Origin of the sequence: Bradyrhizobium sp. ORS 86 (genome assembly GCF_045571475.1) — a bacterium.
Lineage (GTDB): Bacteria > Pseudomonadota > Alphaproteobacteria > Rhizobiales > Xanthobacteraceae > Bradyrhizobium.
The window spans coordinates 5,355,468-5,376,535 of sequence record NZ_CP120699.1 but is presented as its reverse complement, the minus strand read 5'-3'; the positions used below and the strand labels follow the sequence as shown (position 1 = coordinate 5,376,535).

Here is a 21,068-nt window from a genome sequence, read left to right as displayed (position 1 = left end):
GCTATCCAATCTTTAACCGCGGCCGCTGCCGAACCGCGATTTTTAGGTTGTTTGCAACATCAAATCGGCACTATTAGCGCACCGCTGGGGCCGTCCCGCCGGAAGCTGAAACGATCGACCCCCGGACCGCATGCTTAAAGATTTTACCAAACGAATGCAGAGCTTTAGCCGCCCTTCGCTGGTGACGGCAGTGGCAGTGCTGGCGCTCGCCGGCGCCGCGGCCTATGGCTACACGCATCTTGGCGCAGAGAAGCCGACGCCATCGGAGGTCTCAAGCCAGTCGCGCAAGGCGGGCTCACGCTACACTCCGACCGCGGCCGAATGGGCCAGCCTGACCTTCCAGACGGTGACTGAGCACACCTTTCGCTCCGAGCTGGTCACCGAGGGCAAGATCGGAATCGATGAAGACCGCTCCACCCCGGTCTATTCGCCCTATACTGGCCGCGTGACGCGGCTCCTGGTGCGGCCGGGCGAGAGCGTGACCAAGGGACAGCCGCTGTTCGTGATCGAAGCGGCCGACACCGTGCAGGCACAGAACGACTATGTCGCGGCGATGACCGGCCTCAACAAGGCGCAATCGGCGCTCGACCTCGCGCAAATCCAGGAGAAGCGCGCCAAGGACCTGTTCGAGGGCAAGGCGGTCCCGCTGAAGGATTATCAGCAGGCGCAGACGGCGCTGGTGCAGGCGCAGAACGACAACCGCTCGGCGCAGACGCAACTCGAAGCCGCGCAGAACAAGTTGCATATCCTCGGCTTCGGCGACGACGCCATCGCGACGCTGCAGCAGAAGGGCCGCCTCAATCCGGAGACGACGGTGTTTGCGCCGATCGGCGGCACCATCGTGCAGCGCAAGGCGGGCCCGGGGCAATATGTCTCGACCGGCGCCAGCGATCCGGTTTACGTGATCGGCGATCTCTCCACGGTCTGGCTGATCGCCTATGTCCGGGAATCCGACGCCGACAATGTCGCGGTGGGGCAGGACGTCAGCTTCAGCGTGATGGCGCTGCCGGGCAAGGTGCTGAACGCCCGGATCAACTACGTGGCCGCGGCGATCGACCCGGCCTCACGCCGGCTCCTGGTTCGCGCCACCATCGACAACAAGGACAACCGGCTGAAGCCGGAGATGTTCGCCAATGTGACGCTGTATTCGGCCGGCGATCACCCGGCGGTCGGTGTGCCGAAGCAGGCGCTGATCTACGAGGCTGACCAGGTTCGGGTCTGGGTCGTCCGTGACGACAAGACGATCGAGCTGCGCCAGATCAAGCCCGGCCTCACTAATGGCGACCTCGTCGAGGTCGCCAGCAATCTGAAACCCGGCGAGCAGATCGTGACCAAGGGAAGCCTGTTCATCGACCGCGCCGCGTCCGGCACTTAGAGTAGCGTGATCCGGTCTTCCGACGAGATCATGCTCAATCAAAGCAGTCCTTCCAGCCTGAAAGCTCCGATCTGAATGGATCGCCTCGTCGCCCTTGCCGTCAATCGCCGCTACTTGATGGTCGCAATGTTCGTGGCCGTCCTGATCGGCGGCCTGCTCGCGTTCAAGCAGCTTAACATCGAGGCCTATCCCGACCCGACCCCGCCGATGGTCGACGTGGTGACGCAGAGCCCGGGCCTCTCGGCGGAGGAGATCGAGCGTTACATCACGATCCCGATCGAGACCCAGGTCGCCGGCATCAAGAACCTGCGCACCATTCGCACCATCTCGCTGTACGGCCTCTCCGACGTCAAGCTGCAATTCTCGTTCGATTACACCTATGACGAGGCGCTGCAGCAGGTGTTGAACCGCCTGTCGCAGCTCGCGCCGTTGCCGGGCAATGTGCAGCCCGGTATTTCGCCGACAAGCCCGATCGGCGAGATCTTCCGCTACCGGCTCAAGGGCCCGCCGAACTACAGCGTGCTTGACCTCAAGACGTTGCAGGATTGGGTGCTGCAGCGCCGCTTCCGCGCGGTGCCCGGCGTGATCGACGTCACCGGCTGGGGCGGGAAGACCAAGACCTATGAAATCCAGGTCGATTTCAACAAGCTGGTCGCCAACGGCCTGACCTTGCCGCAGGTGCTGCAGGCGGTCTCCAACGCCAACATCAATGTCGGCGGCAACACCGTCAATATCGGCTCGCAATCGGCCGTGGTGCGCGGCGTCGGCCTGATCCGTTCGATCGACGACCTCTCCAACACCATGATCTCGCAGTCCGGCGGCAATCCCGTCCTGATCAAGGATATCGGCTCCGTCACGGTCGGCGAGAAGCCACGACTCGGGATCGCCGGCATCGACAATGACGACGATATCGTGCAGGGCATCGTGCTGATGCGCCGCGGCGAGCAGAGCTCGCCGACGATTGCCCGCGTCGAGCAACTGGTCAATCAGATCAACAATTCCTCGATCCTGCCGCCCGGTGTGAAGATCGAGCGCATCTACGACCGCAAGGACCTGATCGAGCTCACCACCCACACCGTGCTGCACAACATGGTGGTCGGCATTCTCCTGATCGTGCTGCTGCAGTGGTTCTTCCTCGGTGATCTCCGCAGCGCGCTGATCGTCGGCGCGACGATCCCGTTCGCGCTGTTCTTCGCCGTGATCATCCTGGTGCTGCGCGGCGAATCCGCCAACCTGCTGTCGGTCGGCGCGATCGACTTCGGCTTGATCGTCGATGCGACCGTTATCATGGTCGAGGCGATCTTCCGGCGGCTGTCGCAGACCACCGCACTCTCGGAGGCGGAGCAGAGCCACATCTCCGAGGACACGATGATGGGCATCAAGAGCCACGCGATTCTGTCGGCCGCAGCCGACGTCTCACGCTCGATCTTCTTTGCCGCCACCATCATCGTCGCCGCCTTCCTGCCGCTGTTCACGCTGGGCGGCGTCGAAGGCAACATCTTCGGGCCGATGGCACGGACCTACGCCTATGCATTGGCGGGCGGCCTGCTGGCGACCTTCACGATCACGCCGGCGCTGAGCGCGATCATCCTGCCGGCGCATATTCAGGAAACCGAGACCTGGATCGTCAAGAAGCTCAACCAGGTCTATCTGCCAATCCTGAACTGGGCGATCGGCAACCGCAAGATCGTGATGGCCGGCGCGGCCGGCCTCGTGGTCATGACCATCATCTTCGCACGCTTCCTGGGCCTCGAGTTCCTGCCCAAGCTGGAAGAGGGCAATCTATGGATCCGCGCCACGTTGCCGCCGACGATCTCGCTGCAGGAAGGTAATACCTATGTCAACGAGATGCGGCGGCTGATCCGCAGCCGGCCCGAGGTGGTGTCGGTGGTGTCGCAGCACGGCAGGCCCGATGACGGCACCGACGCTGCAGGATTCTTCAATGCCGAGTTTTTCGCGCCGCTGAAGCCGGCCAGCGAATGGCCCGGCACGCACGACAAGGACGAACTGACCGCGCAATTGCTCGCGCAATTGCAGGACAAGTTCCCCGGTGTCGAATTCAACTTCTCGCAGTACCTGCAGGACAACGTCTCCGAGGCGGTGTCGGGCGTGAAGGGCGAGAACTCGATCAAGCTCTACGGCAACGACCTGCAGGCGCTGACCGACACTGCCAACAAGATCAAGTCCGTGCTCTCGACCGTGCAGGGCATCACCGACCTCGCGGTGTTCACCTCGCTTGGCCAGCCCACCATCCAGATCGATATCGATCGCGCGCGCGCGGCGCGCTACGGCCTGTCACCGGGCGACATCAACGCGACGATCAAGGTCGCGATCGGCGGCGACAGCGCCGGCGACCTCTATGAGCCCGGCAGCGACCGGCATTTCCCGATCATCGTTCGGCTGGCACCCGAATATCGCAAGAGCGCGGAGGCGATCCAGAACCTGCGCATCGGCGTGGCAAGCGGCAATGGCGGCATCACCCAGATTCCCTTGAGTGAGGTCGCCTCGATCAAGCTGGTTTCCGGCGCCGCCTATATCTACCGCGAGCAGCAGGAGCGTTATCTGCCGATCAAGTTCTCGGTGCGCGACCGCGACCTCGGCAGCGCGATCCTGGAGGCGCAGCAGAAGGTCGACGAACAGGTGCAGTTGCCGCCCGGCTCGCATCTCGAATGGGTCGGCGAGTTCGGCAATCTGCAGGACGCGATCAAGCGGCTGTCGATCGTGGTGCCGATCAGCCTCGCGCTGATCGCAGCGCTGCTGTTCTTCAACTTCGGCTCGATGGTCGACACCTTGCTCGCCATGAGCGTGATCCCGATGGCGATCTTCGGCGGCGTGCTCGGGCTTTTGATCTCGGGCATTCCGTTCAGCGTGTCGGCGGCGATCGGCTTCATTGCGCTGTTCGGCATCGCCGTGATGGACGGCATCATCATCCTGTCGCAGTTCAACCAGTTGATCGATGAGGGCTACGAGCGCATGCGCGCGGTGATCCGCACCGGCGAGCTGCAGCTTCGTCCGGTGCTGATGACCTGCGTCGTCGCCGGCGTCGGGCTGCTGCCGGCGGCTGTGTCGGAGGGCATCGGCTCCCAGGTGCAGAAGCCGCTCGCCATCGTCGTCGTCACCGGCATGTTGCTGGCGCCGCTGGTAATCCTGGTCACGCTGCCGGTGCTGATCTCGTATTTCTCGCGCCGACCGAGGGAGCGCTAACGATCAGGTGAAGCCGTACAGCCGCGCCGGATTGTCGACCAGGATCGTCTTGCGGACCGCGGCATCCGGCGCCCAGACCGGCAATTGATTGAGGAGGCGGCCGTCGTCGATCTGGTACAGCGGCGTCACGTCGGTGACCTTCTTGCCTGGTGGCGTCACCGAATCCGGATGCGGCCAGTCGGTGCCCCAGACGATCCGCTCGGCATTCGCCGCGATCAGCGCCTGCGCCAGCGGCACGACGTCCGGATAATCGGGCGCGAGCTTGGAGGCGCGGTAGGCGCCGGAGATCTTGACGTAGGCCTTGCCGGATTTGACGAGCTCGACGAGGTCGGCAAATCCCGGCTGCCCGGTGCCGAGCGCGGCCTCCGCGCCGCCGAAGTGGTCGAACACCACCGGCACCGGGGCGGCGGCGACGAGGTCCTTGATCGCCGAGATCACCGCGAGGTTGGTGAAGAGCTGGATGTGCCAGCCTCGCGCCTTCATCCGCTCCACGGCGGCCGCGAAGCGCTGCCGGCCGACATTGGGATCGTTGACGCCGCTGGTCGCGAGATTGAGGCGGATGCCGCGGAAGCCGGCCCTGTGCATGGCGTCGAGGTCGCTCTCGCTGGTCTTGTCATCGATCACGGCTACGCCGCGCGCGGTGGGGCCGCGGGCCATGATGCCGAACAGCGTCGCCGAATTGTCCGGACCGTAGACGCTCGGGGTCACGATCACCACGCGCTCGATATGCAGCGCCTTGTGCAGGGCACTCATCTCCTCGGGCGAGGCCTGTTCCGGCGTGTAGACGCGGCCGGCGAAGAACGGGAACTTGGCGGGGTCCCCGTGGATGTGGGTGTGGCAATCGCACGCCCCGGCCGGCACATCGAAGTTCACCGGGGTCGATGGCTGCGAGGCCTTGGAAAATGCGTTGCTGCTGGTCATGGTCACTCCCGCCGCAATGGAAGCAAGCATCATACTGCGTCGCGTCAGCATTGGACGTCTCCCTACGTGCTCGGCTGTTATGCGCGTCATCCGCGCTTCGGCGTTCTCTGTCGCCGGCGGGGAGGGAGGTTATCGGGGGATCACGCGGGCGGAAAGGGCTCGGCGTTCGCCATGCGAACGGTTCCGCGTCGAGGCCTATTGCCCGGACGGCGTGCGCAGGCCCTGCCAGGCGTCGCGCACCTGATGGTAGTGGACCTCAGGCAGATAGTCCGGCGTCTTGAGATTGAGCGTCTTGACGTCGAGGCGTCCGATCGCGCTGAGCAGCGTGTAGGAGGCGACCACACGATCGCGCTGCGCGCCGATCAACCGGGCGCGTGCCGAGATCAAATCCTGCTGCGCATTGAGCACATCGACCGTGGTCCGCTGGCCGCCGGCGGCCTCCTTCTGCACGCCGGCCAGCGCAACCTCCGCGGCCTTCATCTCGGATTCGGAGGCCGAGACCGCGATCTTGGCGCCCTCGCTGGCGACCCACGCGCTGACCACGGCGGTCTTGGCCTGGTTGCGGACCTGGTCGAGCACGAGCCGGCTCTGCGCCGCCACTTCCTTGGCCTGCCGGGTCTGCGATGCCGCCGTGCCACCGTCATAGATTGGTTGGGTGACCTGGCCGATCACCGAGGCTTGATCGGTCCCGAAGGTGCCGAGCGTGGTGTCGGTGTCGCGGCTCTTGCTGACGCTGCCCTGCACCGTGACGTTCGGCAGCAAGCTGCCTTCCGCGACCCGGATCGAGGTCGAGGCGACGTCGACGTCGAAGCCGGCCGCCAGCACCGCCGGGTGCTCGCGCAATGCAAACGCGATCGCTTCCTCGCGGCTGCGCGGCAGCAGCCGATCGATGGGCTCGGCGGGACGCAACTGCGACGGCGGGTTGCCGATCACCTGCGCGTAGGTGGCCTGGCTGACCGCGAGGTTGACCTCCGCGGCATTGAGATCGGCGAGGCCGCGATTGAGCCGGGCTTCGGCTTGCGCGGTGTCGGTGGGCGTGACGTCGCCGGCGTTGAGGCGCCGCTGCGTGATCGCCTGGGTCTCCTTCAGGAAGGCGACGTTGGCGCGCTGCGCCTCGACCAGCGTCTGGTTGGCCAGCACATTGGTGTAGGCGGTCACGGCGTCGAGCAGCACGCCCTGGCCGACATTGCGCAGCGCCTCGCGGCCGGATTGCACCTGCAATTCCGCGACGCGCACGCTGTTGGCGGTCTTGAAGCCGTTGAACAAGGTCTGAGTGACCGTCAGGCCGATCTGCCATGGCTTCAGCGTCGCGGTCTGGATGACATTGCCTGGCAACTGGTCACGCACCGCCTGCAGGCCGGCCGAGAGGCTGGCCGCGATCTGGGGCCGATAGCCGGCCAGCGCCTGCGGCACGTTTTCGTCGGTCGCACGCTGGCGCGCGCGTTCGGCGTTGAGCTGCGGGTTGGTCTGGTAGGCCTTGACGAGCGCCTGCGGCAGGCTTTCGGCTCGGGCTGGCACCGCCAGCAGCAACGTGCATGCGAGTGCGCCAACGCAACCGCCCGACAACAGCACGCGTCTCTTGACGTCGCCAAACCTGGCGGCACGTTCAACCATGTGATCCCGCAAACTCAACCCCGGCAGGCCGCCCCCGCCGACGCGTCCGACACATCTACCTGTTTAGGGGGCGGCGTCGCCACTGGCAAACCGCCGCGCGACATCTGCACATCAATTCAATTGTGGTCTGTTGCCGGTTCGTCACAGGCGGACCTCAATGTCATATGCTGTATAAATTTCGGTCACCGGCGGCCGATTCAGGATGCCGGTTGTCCACAGCCTCGACGAGTTCATCCGTGATGCCGCAAATCTTCTTTGATCCCGAGGCGATCGCCGAACACATCATCCGTGACGTCGGAACCGAACTCGTGGTCGGGTTGCCGCTGGGGCTTGGCAAGGCCAACCACATCGTCAATGCGCTGTACGCGCGCGCCGCCGCCGACCGCTCCATCAATCTGACGCTGCTCTCGGCGCTGACGCTGGAAAAGCCGAAGCCGAAGAACCTGCTCGAGCAGCGCTTCATCGGCCCGGTGATCGATCGGCTGTTCGGCGACTATCCGGATCTCGCCTATGCAGAGGCGCTGCATGCCGGTGCCCTGCCGTCCAACATCAAGGTGATCGAGTTCTTTTTCCTCGCCGGGCAATGGCTGTATCAGCCGTTCGCTCAACAGCATTACATCTCGGCGAATTATACCCACGCCGCGTCCTATTTGCTGTCGCGTGGGCTGAACGTCGTCACCCAGCTCGTTGCCAAACGCGTGGTCGATGGCGAGACGCGTTACAGCCTGAGCTGCAACACCGATACGACCCTCGACGTCCTGCGCGCTCGCAGCGCCGGGCGTGCGCAGTTCAAGCTGATTGCGCAGGTCAACTCCGAACTGCCCTTCATGCCCGGCGCCGGCGATCTGCCGGCCGACGAGTTCGCGGCTGTGCTCGACAGCCCCGCGACCGACTTCCCGCTGTTCGCGCCGCCATCCGAGCCGATCAGCGATATCAAATATGCGATCGGATTGCATGCCGCGGGTCTGGTGCGCGACGGCGGTACGCTGCAGATCGGCATCGGTCAGATCGGCGATGCGCTGGCCCAAGGGTTGGTGGTCCGCCATCGCGACAATGGGCAGTTTCACGGCATCATGAAGCGGCTTGCGCCCGGCAGCGAGCAGCTCGCCGCAGCCGAAACCGGGCCGTTCGAAAAGGGCCTCTACGGCGTCAGCGAGATGCTGTTCGAGGCGTTCCTCGGGCTGATCGACGCCGGCATCCTCAAGCGCGACGTCGACGGCGTGATCCTGCACGGCGCTTTCTTCCTGGGCCCGCAATCCTTTTATCGGGCGCTGCGCGAGATGACCGCGGAGCAGTTGGCGCGGATCCAGATGATGCCGGTGTCCTTCACCAACGAGATCTTCGGCGACGAGAATGCCAAGCGCCGCGCCCGGGTGGATGCGCGTTTCGTCAACAACGCAATGATGGCGACGCTGCTCGGCGCCGCGATCTCGGACGGTTTGGAAAACGGCCAGGTGGTGAGCGGGGTCGGCGGCCAATATAACTTCGTGGCGCAGGCGTTTGCGCTGGAGGGCGCACGTTCAGTGCTGACGCTGGAGGCGACCCATCCGTCCGGACGACAGACGCAGTCAAACATCCGCTGGAGTTACGGACACGAGACTATTCCGCGGCACCTGCGCGACATCTTCGTTACCGAATATGGCGTCGCCGACGTGCGCGGGAAATCGGATGCCGATGTCGTCGCGGCGATGCTGCAGGTGGCGGATTCGCGCTTCCAGGACGAATTGATGCGGCGGGCCAAGGATGCCGGCAAGCTGCCACGCAGTTACGAGATTCCTGCGGCCCACAGCGAGAACTATCCCGAGCGTATTAGCGATGCCCTGAAGCCCGCGCGTGATGCCGGCCTGTTGCCGCCGTTCCCGTTCGGCAGCGATTTCATCGAGGTCGAGCAGCGGCTGATCCCGGCTTTGCAGATCCTGCAGCAGGCGCGGCGCACGCCGCTGCAACTGCTTGGCCTGTTGTGGCAGGGCATGCGGCATCCACCCGACGCCGCCGACCGCGAATGCCTGGCGCGACTCGGCCTCGACAAGCCGAGCCTTGCCGTCGAACGCACCTACCGCGCCCTGGTCAGTGCGGCGCTCGCAAGGAGCAGGGGGCGCTAGCGGTTCTTGTTGACCGGCTTGCGCTTCTCGATGAACGCGGCCATGCCCTCGGAGCGGTCTTCCAGCGCGAAGGTCGAGTGGAACAGGTTGCGCTCAACATTCATGCCTTCGGACAGCGGCGTCTCGAAGGCGCGGTTGATGGCTTCCTTGGCCATCGCGGCCGCCGGGCGCGACATCGAGGCGATCTTCTCGGCGGCGGCAAGCGCCTCTTCCATCAGCTTGTCGGCGGGCACGATCCGCGACACCAGGCCCGAGCGCTCGGCCTCGGCGGCGTCCATCATCCGCCCGGTGAGGCAGAGATCCATCGCCTTCGACTTGCCGATCGCGCGCGTCAGCCGCTGCGTGCCGCCGATGCCGGGGATGGTGCCGAGGGTAATTTCCGGCTGGCCGAACTTGGCGGTGTCGGCGGCGATGATGATGTCGCACATCATCGCGAGTTCGCAGCCGCCGCCAAGCGCATAGCCGGCCACCGCAGCGATCGTCGGCTTGCGGCATCTGGCGACACGATCGCCGCCGATCGAAGCGAAGTCGCTGGTGAACATATCGATGAAGCCCTTCGGCTGCATCTCCTTGATATCGGCGCCGGCCGCAAAGGCCTTTTCGCTGCCGGTGATCAATAAACAGCCGATCTTGTCGTCGGCTTCGAGATCGTCGACCGCTGCGGCGATCTCGCGGAACACGCCGAAAGACAGAGCATTGAGCATCTTCGGCCGGTTCAGCGTGATGATGCCGACCGGTCCCTTGCTCTCGACGATGATGAATTCGAACGTAGCCATGGACGCAAACCCCGTGCCTGATTTGCCCGGCAATGTGCCCGCTGGCGGGGTGCGCTTCAAGTGGCCGAAAGGCGGTGCGGCGCTACCCGTGCCGCACCCGCAGTGCCCGGCTTACGCCATGAACATGCGCGCAGCGGAGGCCACGGTGAGCAGGGCGCCGAAACCGATGAATATCTTTCCAATCAACGACGTTTGATCCCAGGCCGAGCCGTCGTCGCTGGCCAGAACCGGCGCTGCCCCCGAGGCAGCCATCGCCACGGTTTGCGGCGGCACCGGCGGAGGTTCGGGCTGGGCTGCCTGTTGCTGGGCAGGCTGCTGTTGTTCCGCTGGCTGCGCCTGCTGGAGGCCGCGATCGACCTCGTTGAGTTGATCGGATGCGACCACGTTACTATCGGCGGCAGGCTGCTGCGCGTCGGCTGGCTTGTCGGCCGCTGCGACCGTCGAACCGGCCTTGGCGGATGTGGCGTTGCCACTGCCGTCGCCGGAGGTCAGCTCTGCATTGGCGTTGGCGACGGAGGCGGGAATCCCTGTTGAGGTGACGCTACCGGCGTTGCTGACGTCACTGCTGGCCGCCTTCTTGCTGTCGGACGTGTCGGTGGTCTTGGCGGACTTGCCGCGGGCATCATGCTTGCTGCGCCGCGCCGTCTGATGGACCGGCTTGTCAGCGGTAGCGCTCGCAGATTTGGATGCTGTGGTGTCCGTACCGGCCGCGCGCACCGGCATCGAGCCTGAGACACACGCGAGGAACCCTGTCGCCGCCATCAAGGCCAAGCACCCGCTGGCTTTGATTTTCATTTGATTATCTCCCCAATTCGCCTGCCCTTGGGGGAGAAATGAGACCCCGCTGCGTGTCCACACCGGGGCAGAAAAAGGGAATCTTCGGGCCTCCATGGGCGAAAGCTGGGCAATTCCGCCATCGCGGTCTGATCATCGAAAGCCGCACCGATGCTTGTCGGTCCGATCGGTGTTATGAGCCGAGAACTTTGGACAACCGCTGGAGCGATTCTGCCAACCGGTCGTCGCGGCCATCTTGCCGGGGCCTCTTATCACGAATTCGTGATGTAATCGGATCTCGCGTAACGAATTGAAAGATCGACCGAATTGCAACTCAGGAGCAGGCGTGCGGGAACGTGAGGACGAGTGGACCGGCCTGATGCGGTCGGCCATTTCAGGCGATGAAGCTGCGTATCATCGCCTGCTCAAGGCCATCACGCCCGTGCTCCGCGCCGCGGCGCGCCGGGGATTGGCACGCGCGGGACAACCGGTCGATCAGTCCGAGGATATCGTGCAAGACATTTTGCTGGCGGTGCATTTGAAGCGGCAGACATGGGATAGCAACGCCCCATTTGCGCCGTGGCTGTTCGCGATCGCGCGCAACAAGCTGATCGATGCGCTGCGCCGCCGCGGCAAGCGCGTCTTCGTCAACATCGACGACTTTGCCGAGACCTTGCCGGGAGAGACACCCGAGCCGACCGCGTCGGCGAGCGAAGTGGCGGCCCAGTTGCAGACCTTGCCCGCGCGGCAGCGCGATGTGCTGCAATCGATCGCGGTCGACAGCGTCTCGATCAAGGATACAGCGGCAAAGTTCTCGATGAGCGAGGGCGCGGTGCGGGTTGCGCTACATCGCGGGCTGGCGAGCCTCACTGCGAAACTACGGGACCGATGAGCATGGACACCGATCAACTCATTCGAACCCTGGCGGCCGACAATGCCTACCGCCCGCGGCCGATCGGCCTTGCGCTGATGCTGGCGCTGCTCGCCGCGGCGCCAGTCTCGCTCCTGATCTTCTTTGCCGAGCTTGGCGTCCGCCCCGACGTGATGACGGCGATGCACAATCCATTCTTCGACCTGAAGTTCGCAGTCACCCTGGCGCTTGCAGCTTCCGCGATCGCGGTCAGCCTGCACCTGACCCGGCCCGAAGCCTCGCTGCGCGGCTTCGGCTGGTGGCTGTTGGTCCCTGCCGGCATTCTCGTTGCCGCCATCAGCGGCGAGATGATGATGCCGCAACGCGCGCCGATGATGACGCGGCTGATCGGCAAGAACTCGACGGCCTGTATGTCCGCGATCCCCGCGATGTCGCTGCCGCTGCTCGCGGGCGCGCTATATGGGTTGAGGCAAGGTGCGCCGTCGCGGCCAGCGGTGGCCGGCGCGGTCGCCGGCATGCTGTCGGCAGGATTGGCGGCGACGATCTATGCCTCGCACTGCACCGATGACTCGCCGCTGTTCGTCGCGACCTGGTACACGCTCGCAACCGCGATCGTCGCCACCGTTGGCGCACTCGCGGGACGGCGGGTGCTGCGATACTGAAAAATCGTAGATGGGGGACCGGGGCCCGTTACCCCATCTACGGCACATCAGTAATCAGGCCGCCGGCGCGGACTGCTGCATGCGATGGAAACGGAGCACCTGCTGCGCGGTCGAGGGCCGCAGCCGCTCGTAGGTGTCCTTGCATGCCTGGAGGTCGGTCGGTTCGCCGCCCGAGATGTCGTCGCGCAGATTGAAGATGGCGCGCACCGTCGACCACGACAGACCCGATACTTTGGCGAGGATCATCACGCCCTCGGCGCGGCTTTCGATCATCATGTTCTCGGCGACGCCGACCGTGACGTTGGCGAGCGCGGCAAGCGAGGCGTTGGTCTCGTCGAACTTGCCGGCCTCGGCGAATGCCGCGAGCTGGAATTCGTCGAGCCGGCCGTCCTCGTAGAGCGATTTGACCAGGGCATGTGCGATGGCGGTGTCGCGGGTGACGGCACCGGGGGCCGAGCGCGCGCGCCGCGTCGCCTCCTTCACCGCAATCGGGATCTCCTGGGCCTGCTCCGGATTGGCGGCCTCCAGCCGCTGCCGCACAGTGTCGGATGCCTTCGCGACCAGCCTGAGATAAAGGTGCCGCGGAATGCTCGGGCGTAGGCCGACGCAGGTCGACAAATTGTCGTCGCCCTCGGCCCGGCTGACCAGGCGGGTAAAGCCACGCTCGGTGAATTCCGCGCCGGGATTGTTCACCGTGCTCTGGATCACCTCGTCATTGCCGCGCAGCACCAGCACGTCGGTGACGGCGCCGCTCAGCGCTTTTCTGGTCGAGATCGCCAGCAGATGCGCCTGGCTCTTGCTGCGCGCCGTCTCGATCAGGGTGTCGTCGTCGAGCCGCATCGACTGCGCCAACACCGGGCCCGCGACCTCGATCAAGTCGTCGAAGGCGAGCGTGCGGATCGTCCGCGGCGGCGCGGTGTCGATCGGGGCCAGCCGACTAGCGAGAAGGGCTCTGGCTGAGCTTTCAATGTGCTCGAGCAGGCACTGGAAAACGTCGTCGAACAGGCCGATCTGGTCGTCCGAATAGTCCACCGAGCCGTTGATGAAGAGGTCGGTCACGCGACGCAACGTCTCGACACGGCGCGCAACCGTGCCGTGGGCAAGTGTCGCCTGCAGCTCGTCGAGCAGGCTTGCGGGGGCGGTCGCGGACTTCGAACTCATGACTCTATCCTGGAGCGATGGCGACGGTTTCTCCGGCGCTGTTTGCAGAACGGGAACGATCAAGCACCTACGATGCGGTTGCGTCCCTCGGCCTTGGCTGTGTAAAGCGCGCCGTCGGCGCGTGCGAGCAGCGTGTCGGCACTTTCGCGCCGCCGCAGCGTGGTGACGCCTGCGGAGATCGTCACCTGCATGCCCGGCGAGAATGCGCTCCAGTCGAGATCGGCGATGATCGTGCGCAGCCGCTGCAGCGCGCGCATGGCCTGATCCTGGGACAGATCGGGCAGCACCAGCAGGAATTCCTCGCCGCCGTAGCGGCCAAAGCGATCGATGCTGCGCAGATTGGCGAACATGCCGATCGCGAAGGTTCGCAGCACCTCGTCACCGATCGGATGGCCATAGACGTCGTTGATCCGCTTGAAATGGTCGAGATCGATGAGCGCGACGGCACAGGAGCTGCCATTACGGCCACAGCGTGCGATTTCCTCGTCGAGCATGCGCATAATGCTACGGCGATTGAACGCGCCGGTGAGTTCGTCGAGCTCGGCGAGCTCCTCGATCCGACGATAGGCCTCCTTGAGCTTCAGGCCGCTCTGATACAGCGATTGCTGCATCGAGCTCGAGAAGATGCCGAGGCACATGCAGCGTCCGATGGTCAGCGCGAACACCAGCATGGTGGCAAGGCGCTCTAGCGTGGTGCCGGCCGGCATGCCGATCGGCTTGTCGGTTCCCAGGAACAGTGTCGCCAGGCCCAGAACCATGACGGTCCAGACGATGGCGGTCTGCCGCGCCGAAATGCGCAGCGCGCCAAAGCCGAACACGACGAACAGGTTGCAGAGAAAGAGCACGCCGACTTTCGGCGCGATGTAGGTGAACACCAGCAGGTTCACCATGTTGATGGCCGATTGCGGGGTGACGAGATAGTGGTCCCGGAAGCGCTCGTGGAAGCCACGCTCGGAAAGCAGCACGTAAATCGCCACCAAAGCGATACCGGTCAGCGCGTAGCCGGCCGCTACTCCGACGCTGGTGGTGCCGGCATGGGCGTAGATCAGCAGGACGACGGCATCGAGCAAATAGCAGCCGGCGATCATCGCCTGGATTTGGCGTCGCTGCCTAGCCCGGAGCGCGAGACGCTCGGCTGTCAGTTTGGGACGGTCGCCGTCCAGTGCGCCCGCGATCGGGCCGAGAAATGACGACGCAGCGCCGGCCATGGTCTCGCCATTGATGAAATCCGGCAAGAATCTACGTTGGAAAGCCTTTAGGTTTGGTATCTTTTGGAACCGAATCCGCCCGGACTGGAATGCGGTCTCGCCCTTGTTTTCGCATGGGAAATCCGCTTGCTGGCCGGGCAGCGCACGCCGGCATGAGGCTGGCCTGCTGGCATGGCCTTGGTATGATGGCACCGGAAGTCGGGGCCATTATTATGATACCGTCTTTGAGACCGCGACCATTTCCGATGATTTTTTTGCAATTGGAAGATCGTCAGTGGTGTAGATCACACATGCAATTCGAGCATTGCCGTAATGTGAAGAATCTTGGCTTGCGCGTCGAACCGCGGGCCACCCCCCTCAGACCAATTTTGCGAGACGGCCATTGAGCGCGACACAGGCGGCTTCAGACGAGCTTCTGATCGCCAGGATCGCTCAAGGCGACCGGCTCGCCATGCAGGTGCTGTACGGACGGCACCATGTGAGGGTGTATCGTTTCGGGCTTCGGCTCGTGCGGGACGAACAGGTGGCGGAAGACCTCATCGGTGAGGTGTTCTTGGACGTGTGGCGTCAGGCCGGCAAGTTCGAGGGTCGATCCGCCGTTTCAACCTGGCTCCTGGCGATTACCCGGTTCAAGGCGTTGTCCGCGCTGCGGCGCAGGAAAGACGCCGAACTGGACGATGAGGCCGCGAACGCGATCGAGGATACGTCCGACGATCCGGAAACGGTGGTGCAGAAGAAGGATACCGGTGAAGCGTTGCGCAAGTGCTTGGCGGCACTTTCAGCGGAGCACCGGGAGATCGTCGATCTTGTCTATTATCACGAGAAATCCGTGGAAGACGTCGCTGAAATCGTCGGCATTCCGCAGAACACGGTGAAGACGCGTTTGTTCTACGCACGCAAGAAACTTGCCGAGTTGCTGAAGGTAGCCGGCATCGAGCGAGGTTGGCCATGATGGCAGCGAACAGAAAGGTGCTGGATCAGGAGCCGGGCGATATCGAGTTGCTGCTGCCCTGGCACGCGGCCGGCACGCTGAACGCGCGCGACGCGCGCCGTGTCGAGGAGGCGCTCGCCCGCGATCCGGAACTGGCCAGGCAATATGCCTTGGTCCGCGAGGAATATGCCGAGACCATTCGCCTGAATGAGAGCCTCGGTGCGCCTTCGATGCGCGCCATGCAGAACCTGTTTGCGGCGATCGATGCCGAGCCGAAGCGGCAGCCGTCGATGGTGTCGCGCATGTCGACCGGCATCTCCGAGTTCTTCGCGAAATTGTCGCCGCGGACGCTGGCTTGGTCGTCCGCCCTCGGTGCGATCCTGGTGCTGTTGCAGGCAGGTGTGATCGGCACGGTGCTGATGCGGAGTCAGCCGACGTCATTTCAGACAGCGTCACTCGACGAGACCGAGCGTGGCGCGCAGGTGACCCGTGACCTCTCCAACCCGGCGCCAGCGCCACCGCAGATGGCCGAGCGCAGCGCGCCCTTGACCCGGGATCTGTCCGCTGCCCCGGTAGCCGCCTCGTCGCGTGTGCTGGTGCGCTTCACGCCGGATGCCAGGGTCGCAGACATCAGCGCGTTGCTTGACAGCTATCAGGCCTCGATCGTCGACGGCGCCAAGGGTGGGCTATTTCGCCTGCAGTTCGGCAACCGTGCGATGTCGCAGGGCGACGTCGCGGCGCTGATTACCAGGCTGCAGAAGGAGAAGATCGTCAGCTACGCGGCCGAAGCGCCGTAGTTGTCAGTCTTGTAGTGGGCCGCACGTCAATCCCCAACCACGGGCAGGGAAGTCTGTGCGATTCCGTCGCAGCCGCCGACGGTCTTGCGGCTTTCAATAACACTTCCGTGAGTCCGCGCGCCGAATGTCGCAACGCCATCGATGGCATCCGACAAATCCGCTGCAAACGGTGCAAAATCAAGCTGCTTCGCAGGATTTTGGCGCTGTACGCGCCGGCTGATGCAGCGGAACCCCGGGACCAAAAAGTAAAAAAGATCGCCCGGGGTTTGAACGTCGACGTTCCTGTCACGACTTATCTCTGTGGGAGCGGTTATCCCTCCCCGGCTATATCAGGCGCGAGCGCCCATCCACCCCAAGCGCCCATATGGCTTTGACCCGTCCGGTTGTCCCCCCGGACGGGTCTTCCATTTCTGGGGTTTGCGCCGTGCGATGACTGGTCGGATGCAGATGGCGATTCTACCGCCATCAATGATGAGACATCGCGGCGAGCGACGATCGCTGTGGATCGGCCAGCCGCACTCTCCTCGGAAGCCCAACGCATCCGAGAGGCGCCGCTTATCGTCATCATGCGATCTCATGACTCGACCAAGGGCAGGGCGAGAAACTCCGTAGTGGAGCGGACTTCCCTCGTCGGCGTTCTCCAATTAAGAATTTAGTTAGACTTTATTTACCTTTTCCACAGAATATCTCTGTCACGTCCAGTTGATTCGGTTCGGTTGCGTCTGCGTCCGTTTTCTCTGCTTACGGGCAAATTGAATGACACATCGGACCGACGTGGCCAGAGGTCACGAGATCGTTGCGCGCTGGTGCAACCTTGCCGAGCAACGGCTGGAACACCTTACCGAGCTGTTCGAGACCGGGCGCTGGCGCCGCTACCACACCGAGGAGAGTTTTCTCGAAAATATCAGGGAAGCCAGAGCGGCCGTCGACATCTGGCGCGAGCTCCTGTCGCGCGAAGCCTCGCTCGACAACTCGCCGATCGATCTGTCGTGGCTCGGCCGCGGGCGCTCGAAATTGCCGCCGCGCCTCACCCTGCCGGCGGAACGCGAGCCGGAGGTCTTGACCTTCGCGGACTCCACGATGACAGCCATGACGGCTGCGCTCGAGACGGCCGCCGAGGTGATGGAGGAGGCGCCCGCCGTGACCGACGCGCCGCCGCTCGAAATGCCGGCGCCGCCGGTGCTCGATCTCAACGCGATCCAGGCACGCTACCCGTTGCTGCGCAATTCGTTCTAGCGCCTAGCGCCGCACGGCGTTGGAGCCGACCATCAGTTGCGCATATTGCTGGGCCCCGCCGGCTGACAGGTCCGTCGTCACGGCGCGGGCGTGATCGAGGCCGACCACCGCGCCACGCGGCGTTTCCGAGATCATGTTGTTGTTGATCAGCGCGGTGCCTGCGCCGGGCACGACGGAGACGCCGACGCCGACGAAGGCGTTGCGGATGACGTTGCCGGTGATCGCGACGTCGCGCAGATACTTGCCCCAGCCGGCGATGATCCCGAACGAGGGGGCGTTCTCGACCACGTTGCCGGTGACGGAGGTATCGGCCTCGACATAAATGCCGATGCCTGCATCATCGTCGGGCGCGGTGCCGATCGGACGTTTCGGGACCAGATTCCGGATGATGTTGCCCTGGACCACTGCGATGCGGCCGCCTTCGTTGAAGTTGCACACGGAGACGCCGACCGCGGCGCCGTCGACCGTGTTGTTGGCGATGACGGCGGCCTCGAAGGAGAATTCCGAGTAGAGCGCGACCTCGCGGACATCGCTGACGCTGTTGTCGGTGATATGGATGTTGGAGGCCGAATTGCCGCGCACCGCCGAATAGTCGCAATTCTTGATGCGATTGCCGCGCACGATCACGTTGCCGGCGCGGAAGGCGTTGATGGCGTTGCCGTACTGGCCCGAGCCGCCGGGGCCGGCCTTGATGTCCTCGATGCGATTGTCGGTGACGATGGTGCCGTCGTCGCCGATCGCGGTGCGCAGGATCTCGATGCCGTTGTCGTTGGCGCCCTTGATCGTGTTGCGCGCGACGAACAGGCCCAGCGCATCGAACGAGACCAGCGCGGTGGTCGCGATGTCGGTGAAGACGTTGTTGCTGACGTCGCCCGATACCTGCTCGAACCAGATGCCATTGCCGCCGCTGCCTTTGAATTCGCAATCCCTGATGCGGATGTCGCGGCCGGCCAGGCAATGCACCAGGCCGCGCCGGGTCGGCAGCGGGATGTTGCCGCCGTCGAGGACCAGACCGGTGAGACCGGCACCGTCGGCGCCTTCACCGGAGAGCATCGACGCGCCGCCAGTGAAGGCGAGCCGGCTCGCGCCGCGCACGCCGATCAACTGGCTGCCGGGCGCAAGTCGCAAGAGGCCGGTGCGGTAGACGCCGGGAGGGAACGCCAGTGGCACCAGGGCGCGTGCGGCCTCATCGATGGCGCGCTGCAGGCTTCGGGTTTGATCGTCGGGACTGCCGGGGCGAACGCCATATTGCGTGACATCGCGGCCGAGCGAGCCAATCGCTGGCGCCGCGCGCGCGGCATCCGGCGACATCGCAAGCGCGCCGGCGGCGCCGAAGGCAGATGCTCCGATCAGATGACGGCGGTTGACGTCCATGCTGCGTGGCCCTCGCAAGAGTTCGCGAGCGGTGATGTTCGCGTCCGATAGGTAACGCGAAATGCGCAGACGCATGGTGAACACGCCGCCGCAGCGGGCCGATTGTTGGCGGTAGGGTTAACCTCCGGTGCAGCGATCAATGCGTGCCGGTGAGGGTGGCCTGCCGAGTCAGTTTCACCAGCTCCATCAGCAGGGCCTCGCCGGCATCGACGAGCTGTTCGAGCGTGATGGTCGAGATGTCGCGCGCGGCCGTTCCGTCATGGGCGAGCGGCGGAACGTGGACGAATTGCGCGAGGCGGACGCCATTGTCGCGATCTACGGCCTCGATTGCGCGCCAGCTCAGATAGTTGCAGAGGTAGCTGCCGGCATCGCGTGACAGGCGCGCATCGATGCCGGTCGCGCGCGCGGCGCGTAGCAGGTTCTCGGAATGCGGCCCGAACATGCGCGCATCGGCGCCGTCGGCGATCGATCCCTTGCGCGCGTGTTGGCGGCCGGCATCGGGAAAGCGCGTGGTCACCGCGTTGCGGACGCGGGTTTCGATCCGCAGATAGCCGGTGCGGCCGGCAAGCCCGAACATCAACAGCGCCTGCGGGCGATGGGTTGCGAGCAACTCCGGCAATTCGCGATCGACCGTCGCATAGGTCACATCGAAGATGTGGCTCGTCCGCGCGATGTCGTCGAAGGCGGGGCGGCGCAGCTCGGTTAGCCGCTTCACCAGTGCCATGGTCGGGTTGAACGGCGCACCCGGAAACGGTCCGAAGCCGGTGATAAGGATGCGCAAGCCCTCCTTCACCTCAGCATCTCGGCGATCCGTTCGGCCGCGACTGCGGGAGCGATGCGGCCGTCGGCGACGTCGCCCTCTGTCTTCTTGACCTTTGCGCGGATCGCGGCGTCGGCGCGCAGCCGCGCCATCATCCGGGTCTCGAAGATCGACCACATCCACTTCACCTGCTGTTCGCGGCGCCGGCTGGCGAACTCGCCGGAGGCCGTCATCGCGGTGCGATGCTCCAGGATCTTCCTCCACAATTTGTCGAGGCCGGTGCCCGACAGCGCCGAATAGGTTTCAACCGGCGGATGCCAATGCTCGGAGCGGGGCGCGAGGATGTGTAGCGCGCTGCGATATTCAGCCGCAGCGAGGTTGGCGCGCTTGATGTTATCGCCGTCGGCCTTGTTGATCGCGATCATGTCGGCGAGCTCGACGAGGCCCTTCTTGATGCCCTGCAATTCGTCGCCAGCGCCCGGCAGCATCAGCGCCAGGAAGAAGTCGGTCATGTCGCAGACTGCGGTCTCGGACTGGCCGATGCCGACGGTTTCGACCAGCACCACGTCGAAGCCGGCGGCCTCGCACAACAGCATCGCCTCGCGGGTTTTCGCCGCGACGCCGCCGAGCGTGCCCGAGGCAGGCGAGGGCCGGATAAACGCCTGGTCGGAGGCCGCAAGCCGGGCCATCCGGGTCTTGTCGCCGAGGATCGAGCCGCCGGTGCGCGCCGAGGAAGGATCGACCGCCAGCACCGCGACCTTGTGACCATGCTCGATCAGGAACATGCCGAGGGCATCGATGGTGGTGGACTTGCCGACGCCGGGCGAGCCGGTGATGCCAACCCGCGCCGCCTTGCCGGTGTCGGGCAGCAGGGCCTGCACCAGGTCGCGCGCGGCGGCCTGGTGATCGCTGCGGCGGCTCTCCACCAGCGTGATCGCTCGCGCCAGCGCCGCGCGCTGGCCGGCGCGAAGGTCGCCGGCGAGGGCGTGGATGTCGGGAGAGGCAGGCTTCGATGCGGTCATGGTCCTGAGAGCCTGAAGAGATGAGGTCGAATAGTGGCCGCTGCGGCGCTGCGCTCCCTCTCCCAGTTCTTAGGGGAAGAGGGTTGGGGTGAGGGGCCGTCTCCGCATACTCGGCGATAGCTGCGTTTGTGGAGACTCCCCCTCACCCGGAACGCATCTAACGATACGTTCCGACCTCTCCCCGCACGCGGGGCGAGGTGAAGCGGAGTCCGCCGCTCGATTCGGAGTAGGGTCATCTCGTTTAGTTTATAACGGTTGGCCATTGCAGGCGAGGGAACGC

17 protein-coding genes are annotated in these 21,068 nt (G+C 64.7%); 8 read left to right on the top strand and 9 right to left on the bottom strand.

What is annotated here, in order from left to right; translation table 11 throughout:
• Positions 1 to 130 precede the first annotated feature (130 nt).
• The gene (locus tag P6U25_RS24910) at positions 131 to 1,375 is read left to right on the top strand and encodes an efflux RND transporter periplasmic adaptor subunit (protein ID WP_407147407.1); all 1,245 of its coding nucleotides are present in this window, start codon (positions 131 to 133) and stop codon (positions 1,373 to 1,375) included.
• 75 nt (positions 1,376 to 1,450) lie between these two features.
• Entirely contained in the window at positions 1,451 to 4,579 is a 3,129-nt protein-coding gene (locus tag P6U25_RS24905) for an efflux RND transporter permease subunit (RefSeq protein ID WP_407147406.1), read from the top strand.
• Positions 4,580 to 4,582: 3 nt separating this feature from the next.
• Here P6U25_RS24905 and P6U25_RS24900 read toward each other — a convergent pair whose 3' ends face one another.
• The gene (locus tag P6U25_RS24900) at positions 4,583 to 5,551 is read right to left on the bottom strand and encodes an amidohydrolase family protein (RefSeq protein ID WP_407147405.1); all 969 of its coding nucleotides are present in this window, start codon (positions 5,549 to 5,551) and stop codon (positions 4,583 to 4,585) included.
• 144 nt (positions 5,552 to 5,695) lie between these two features.
• Complete coding sequence (locus P6U25_RS24895; protein ID WP_407147404.1) at positions 5,696 to 7,114, bottom strand: TolC family outer membrane protein; 1,419 nt, start codon at positions 7,112 to 7,114, stop codon at positions 5,696 to 5,698.
• Between the two features lie 239 nt (positions 7,115 to 7,353).
• Here P6U25_RS24895 and P6U25_RS24890 point away from each other — a divergent pair, with 239 nt between their 5' ends.
• Positions 7,354 to 9,216 (top strand): acetyl-CoA hydrolase/transferase C-terminal domain-containing protein, encoded by a 1,863-nt coding sequence (locus tag P6U25_RS24890; protein ID WP_407152605.1) that lies wholly within the window; start codon positions 7,354 to 7,356, stop codon positions 9,214 to 9,216.
• Here the strand turns inward: P6U25_RS24890 and P6U25_RS24885 are convergent.
• Both P6U25_RS24885 and P6U25_RS24880 read right to left on the bottom strand, forming a co-directional pair.
• Positions 9,213 to 9,992 carry an enoyl-CoA hydratase gene (locus P6U25_RS24885; protein ID WP_407147403.1) on the bottom strand — a complete coding sequence of 260 codons (780 nt, stop codon included), beginning with the start codon at positions 9,990 to 9,992 and terminating at the stop codon, positions 9,213 to 9,215. The two genes, P6U25_RS24890 and P6U25_RS24885, sit on opposite strands and share 4 nt — an antisense overlap.
• Positions 9,993 to 10,103: 111 nt before the next feature.
• The gene (locus P6U25_RS24880; RefSeq protein ID WP_407147402.1) at positions 10,104 to 10,787 is read right to left on the bottom strand and encodes a hypothetical protein; all 684 of its coding nucleotides are present in this window, start codon (positions 10,785 to 10,787) and stop codon (positions 10,104 to 10,106) included.
• Positions 10,788 to 11,112: 325 nt separating this feature from the next.
• On the opposite strand from P6U25_RS24880, the gene P6U25_RS24875 reads away from it, so the two are divergent.
• Together P6U25_RS24875 and P6U25_RS24870 are read left to right on the top strand one after the other, a co-directional pair.
• On the top strand, positions 11,113 to 11,658 hold the full coding sequence (locus tag P6U25_RS24875) for a sigma-70 family RNA polymerase sigma factor (protein ID WP_407147401.1): 546 nt from the start codon (positions 11,113 to 11,115) through the stop codon (positions 11,656 to 11,658).
• Positions 11,659 to 11,660: 2 nt separating this feature from the next.
• On the top strand, positions 11,661 to 12,299 hold the full coding sequence (locus P6U25_RS24870; protein WP_407147400.1) for an NrsF family protein: 639 nt from the start codon (positions 11,661 to 11,663) through the stop codon (positions 12,297 to 12,299).
• A 54-nt stretch (positions 12,300 to 12,353) separates the two neighbouring features.
• Here P6U25_RS24870 and P6U25_RS24865 read toward each other — a convergent pair whose 3' ends face one another.
• Positions 12,354 to 13,460: a DUF2336 domain-containing protein gene (locus P6U25_RS24865; RefSeq protein WP_407147399.1), complete on the bottom strand. Its 1,107-nt coding sequence runs from the start codon at positions 13,458 to 13,460 to the stop codon at positions 12,354 to 12,356.
• Positions 13,461 to 13,519: 59 nt separating this feature from the next.
• Positions 13,520 to 14,668, bottom strand: a complete 1,149-nt coding sequence (locus tag P6U25_RS24860; protein WP_407152604.1) for a GGDEF domain-containing protein — start codon at positions 14,666 to 14,668, stop codon at positions 13,520 to 13,522.
• A gap of 382 nt (positions 14,669 to 15,050) precedes the next feature.
• Between P6U25_RS24860 and P6U25_RS24855 the strand changes: the two genes are divergently transcribed.
• The 3 genes from P6U25_RS24855 (at position 15,051) to P6U25_RS24845 (ending at position 17,632) form a co-directional block, all read left to right on the top strand.
• Positions 15,051 to 15,620: a sigma-70 family RNA polymerase sigma factor gene (locus tag P6U25_RS24855; RefSeq protein WP_407147398.1), complete on the top strand. Its 570-nt coding sequence runs from the start codon at positions 15,051 to 15,053 to the stop codon at positions 15,618 to 15,620.
• Positions 15,617 to 16,396, top strand: a complete 780-nt coding sequence (locus P6U25_RS24850; RefSeq protein ID WP_407147397.1) for a hypothetical protein — start codon at positions 15,617 to 15,619, stop codon at positions 16,394 to 16,396. Before P6U25_RS24855 ends, P6U25_RS24850 begins: the two co-directional genes overlap by 4 nt.
• A 756-nt stretch (positions 16,397 to 17,152) precedes the next feature.
• Positions 17,153 to 17,632: a TIGR03809 family protein gene (locus tag P6U25_RS24845; RefSeq protein WP_407147396.1), complete on the top strand. Its 480-nt coding sequence runs from the start codon at positions 17,153 to 17,155 to the stop codon at positions 17,630 to 17,632.
• A gap of 3 nt (positions 17,633 to 17,635) precedes the next feature.
• On the opposite strand, the gene P6U25_RS24840 is transcribed toward P6U25_RS24845, so the two are convergent.
• The 3 genes from P6U25_RS24840 to meaB all read right to left on the bottom strand — a co-directional run bounded on the left by P6U25_RS24840 (position 17,636) and on the right by meaB (position 20,788).
• Positions 17,636 to 19,006 carry a TIGR03808 family TAT-translocated repetitive protein gene (locus tag P6U25_RS24840; RefSeq protein ID WP_407147395.1) on the bottom strand — a complete coding sequence of 457 codons (1,371 nt, stop codon included), beginning with the start codon at positions 19,004 to 19,006 and terminating at the stop codon, positions 17,636 to 17,638.
• A 136-nt stretch (positions 19,007 to 19,142) separates the two neighbouring features.
• Entirely contained in the window at positions 19,143 to 19,799 is a 657-nt protein-coding gene (locus tag P6U25_RS24835; protein WP_407147394.1) for a pyroglutamyl-peptidase I, read from the bottom strand.
• On the bottom strand, positions 19,796 to 20,788 hold the full coding sequence (gene meaB / locus P6U25_RS24830; RefSeq protein ID WP_407147393.1) for a methylmalonyl Co-A mutase-associated GTPase MeaB: 993 nt from the start codon (positions 20,786 to 20,788) through the stop codon (positions 19,796 to 19,798). The genes P6U25_RS24835 and meaB overlap by 4 nt, the downstream gene beginning before the upstream one ends.
• Positions 20,789 to 21,068 lie beyond the last annotated feature (280 nt).

Excerpts from the sequence above, each read along its gene's own strand:
- P6U25_RS24860 (WP_407152604.1), bottom strand. The coding sequence starts at position 14,668 with ATGGCCGGCGCTGCGTCGTCATTTCTCGGCCCGATCGCGGGCGCACTG.
- P6U25_RS24890 (WP_407152605.1), top strand. The coding sequence starts at position 7,354 with ATGCCGCAAATCTTCTTTGATCCCGAGGCGATCGCCGAACACATCATC.
- P6U25_RS24885 (WP_407147403.1), bottom strand. The coding sequence starts at position 9,992 with ATGGCTACGTTCGAATTCATCATCGTCGAGAGCAAGGGACCGGTCGGC.
- P6U25_RS24850 (WP_407147397.1), top strand. The coding sequence starts at position 15,617 with ATGATGGCAGCGAACAGAAAGGTGCTGGATCAGGAGCCGGGCGATATC.
- P6U25_RS24865 (WP_407147399.1), bottom strand. The coding sequence starts at position 13,460 with ATGAGTTCGAAGTCCGCGACCGCCCCCGCAAGCCTGCTCGACGAGCTG.
- P6U25_RS24840 (WP_407147395.1), bottom strand. The coding sequence starts at position 19,006 with ATGGACGTCAACCGCCGTCATCTGATCGGAGCATCTGCCTTCGGCGCC.
- P6U25_RS24880 (WP_407147402.1), bottom strand. The coding sequence starts at position 10,787 with ATGAAAATCAAAGCCAGCGGGTGCTTGGCCTTGATGGCGGCGACAGGG.
- P6U25_RS24895 (WP_407147404.1), bottom strand. The coding sequence starts at position 7,114 with ATGGTTGAACGTGCCGCCAGGTTTGGCGACGTCAAGAGACGCGTGCTG.
- P6U25_RS24845 (WP_407147396.1), top strand. The coding sequence starts at position 17,153 with ATGACACATCGGACCGACGTGGCCAGAGGTCACGAGATCGTTGCGCGC.
- P6U25_RS24905 (WP_407147406.1), top strand. The coding sequence starts at position 1,451 with ATGGATCGCCTCGTCGCCCTTGCCGTCAATCGCCGCTACTTGATGGTC.
- P6U25_RS24900 (WP_407147405.1), bottom strand. The coding sequence starts at position 5,551 with ATGCTGACGCGACGCAGTATGATGCTTGCTTCCATTGCGGCGGGAGTG.
- P6U25_RS24910 (WP_407147407.1), top strand. The coding sequence starts at position 131 with ATGCTTAAAGATTTTACCAAACGAATGCAGAGCTTTAGCCGCCCTTCG.
- meaB (WP_407147393.1), bottom strand. The coding sequence starts at position 20,788 with ATGACCGCATCGAAGCCTGCCTCTCCCGACATCCACGCCCTCGCCGGC.
- P6U25_RS24870 (WP_407147400.1), top strand. The coding sequence starts at position 11,661 with ATGGACACCGATCAACTCATTCGAACCCTGGCGGCCGACAATGCCTAC.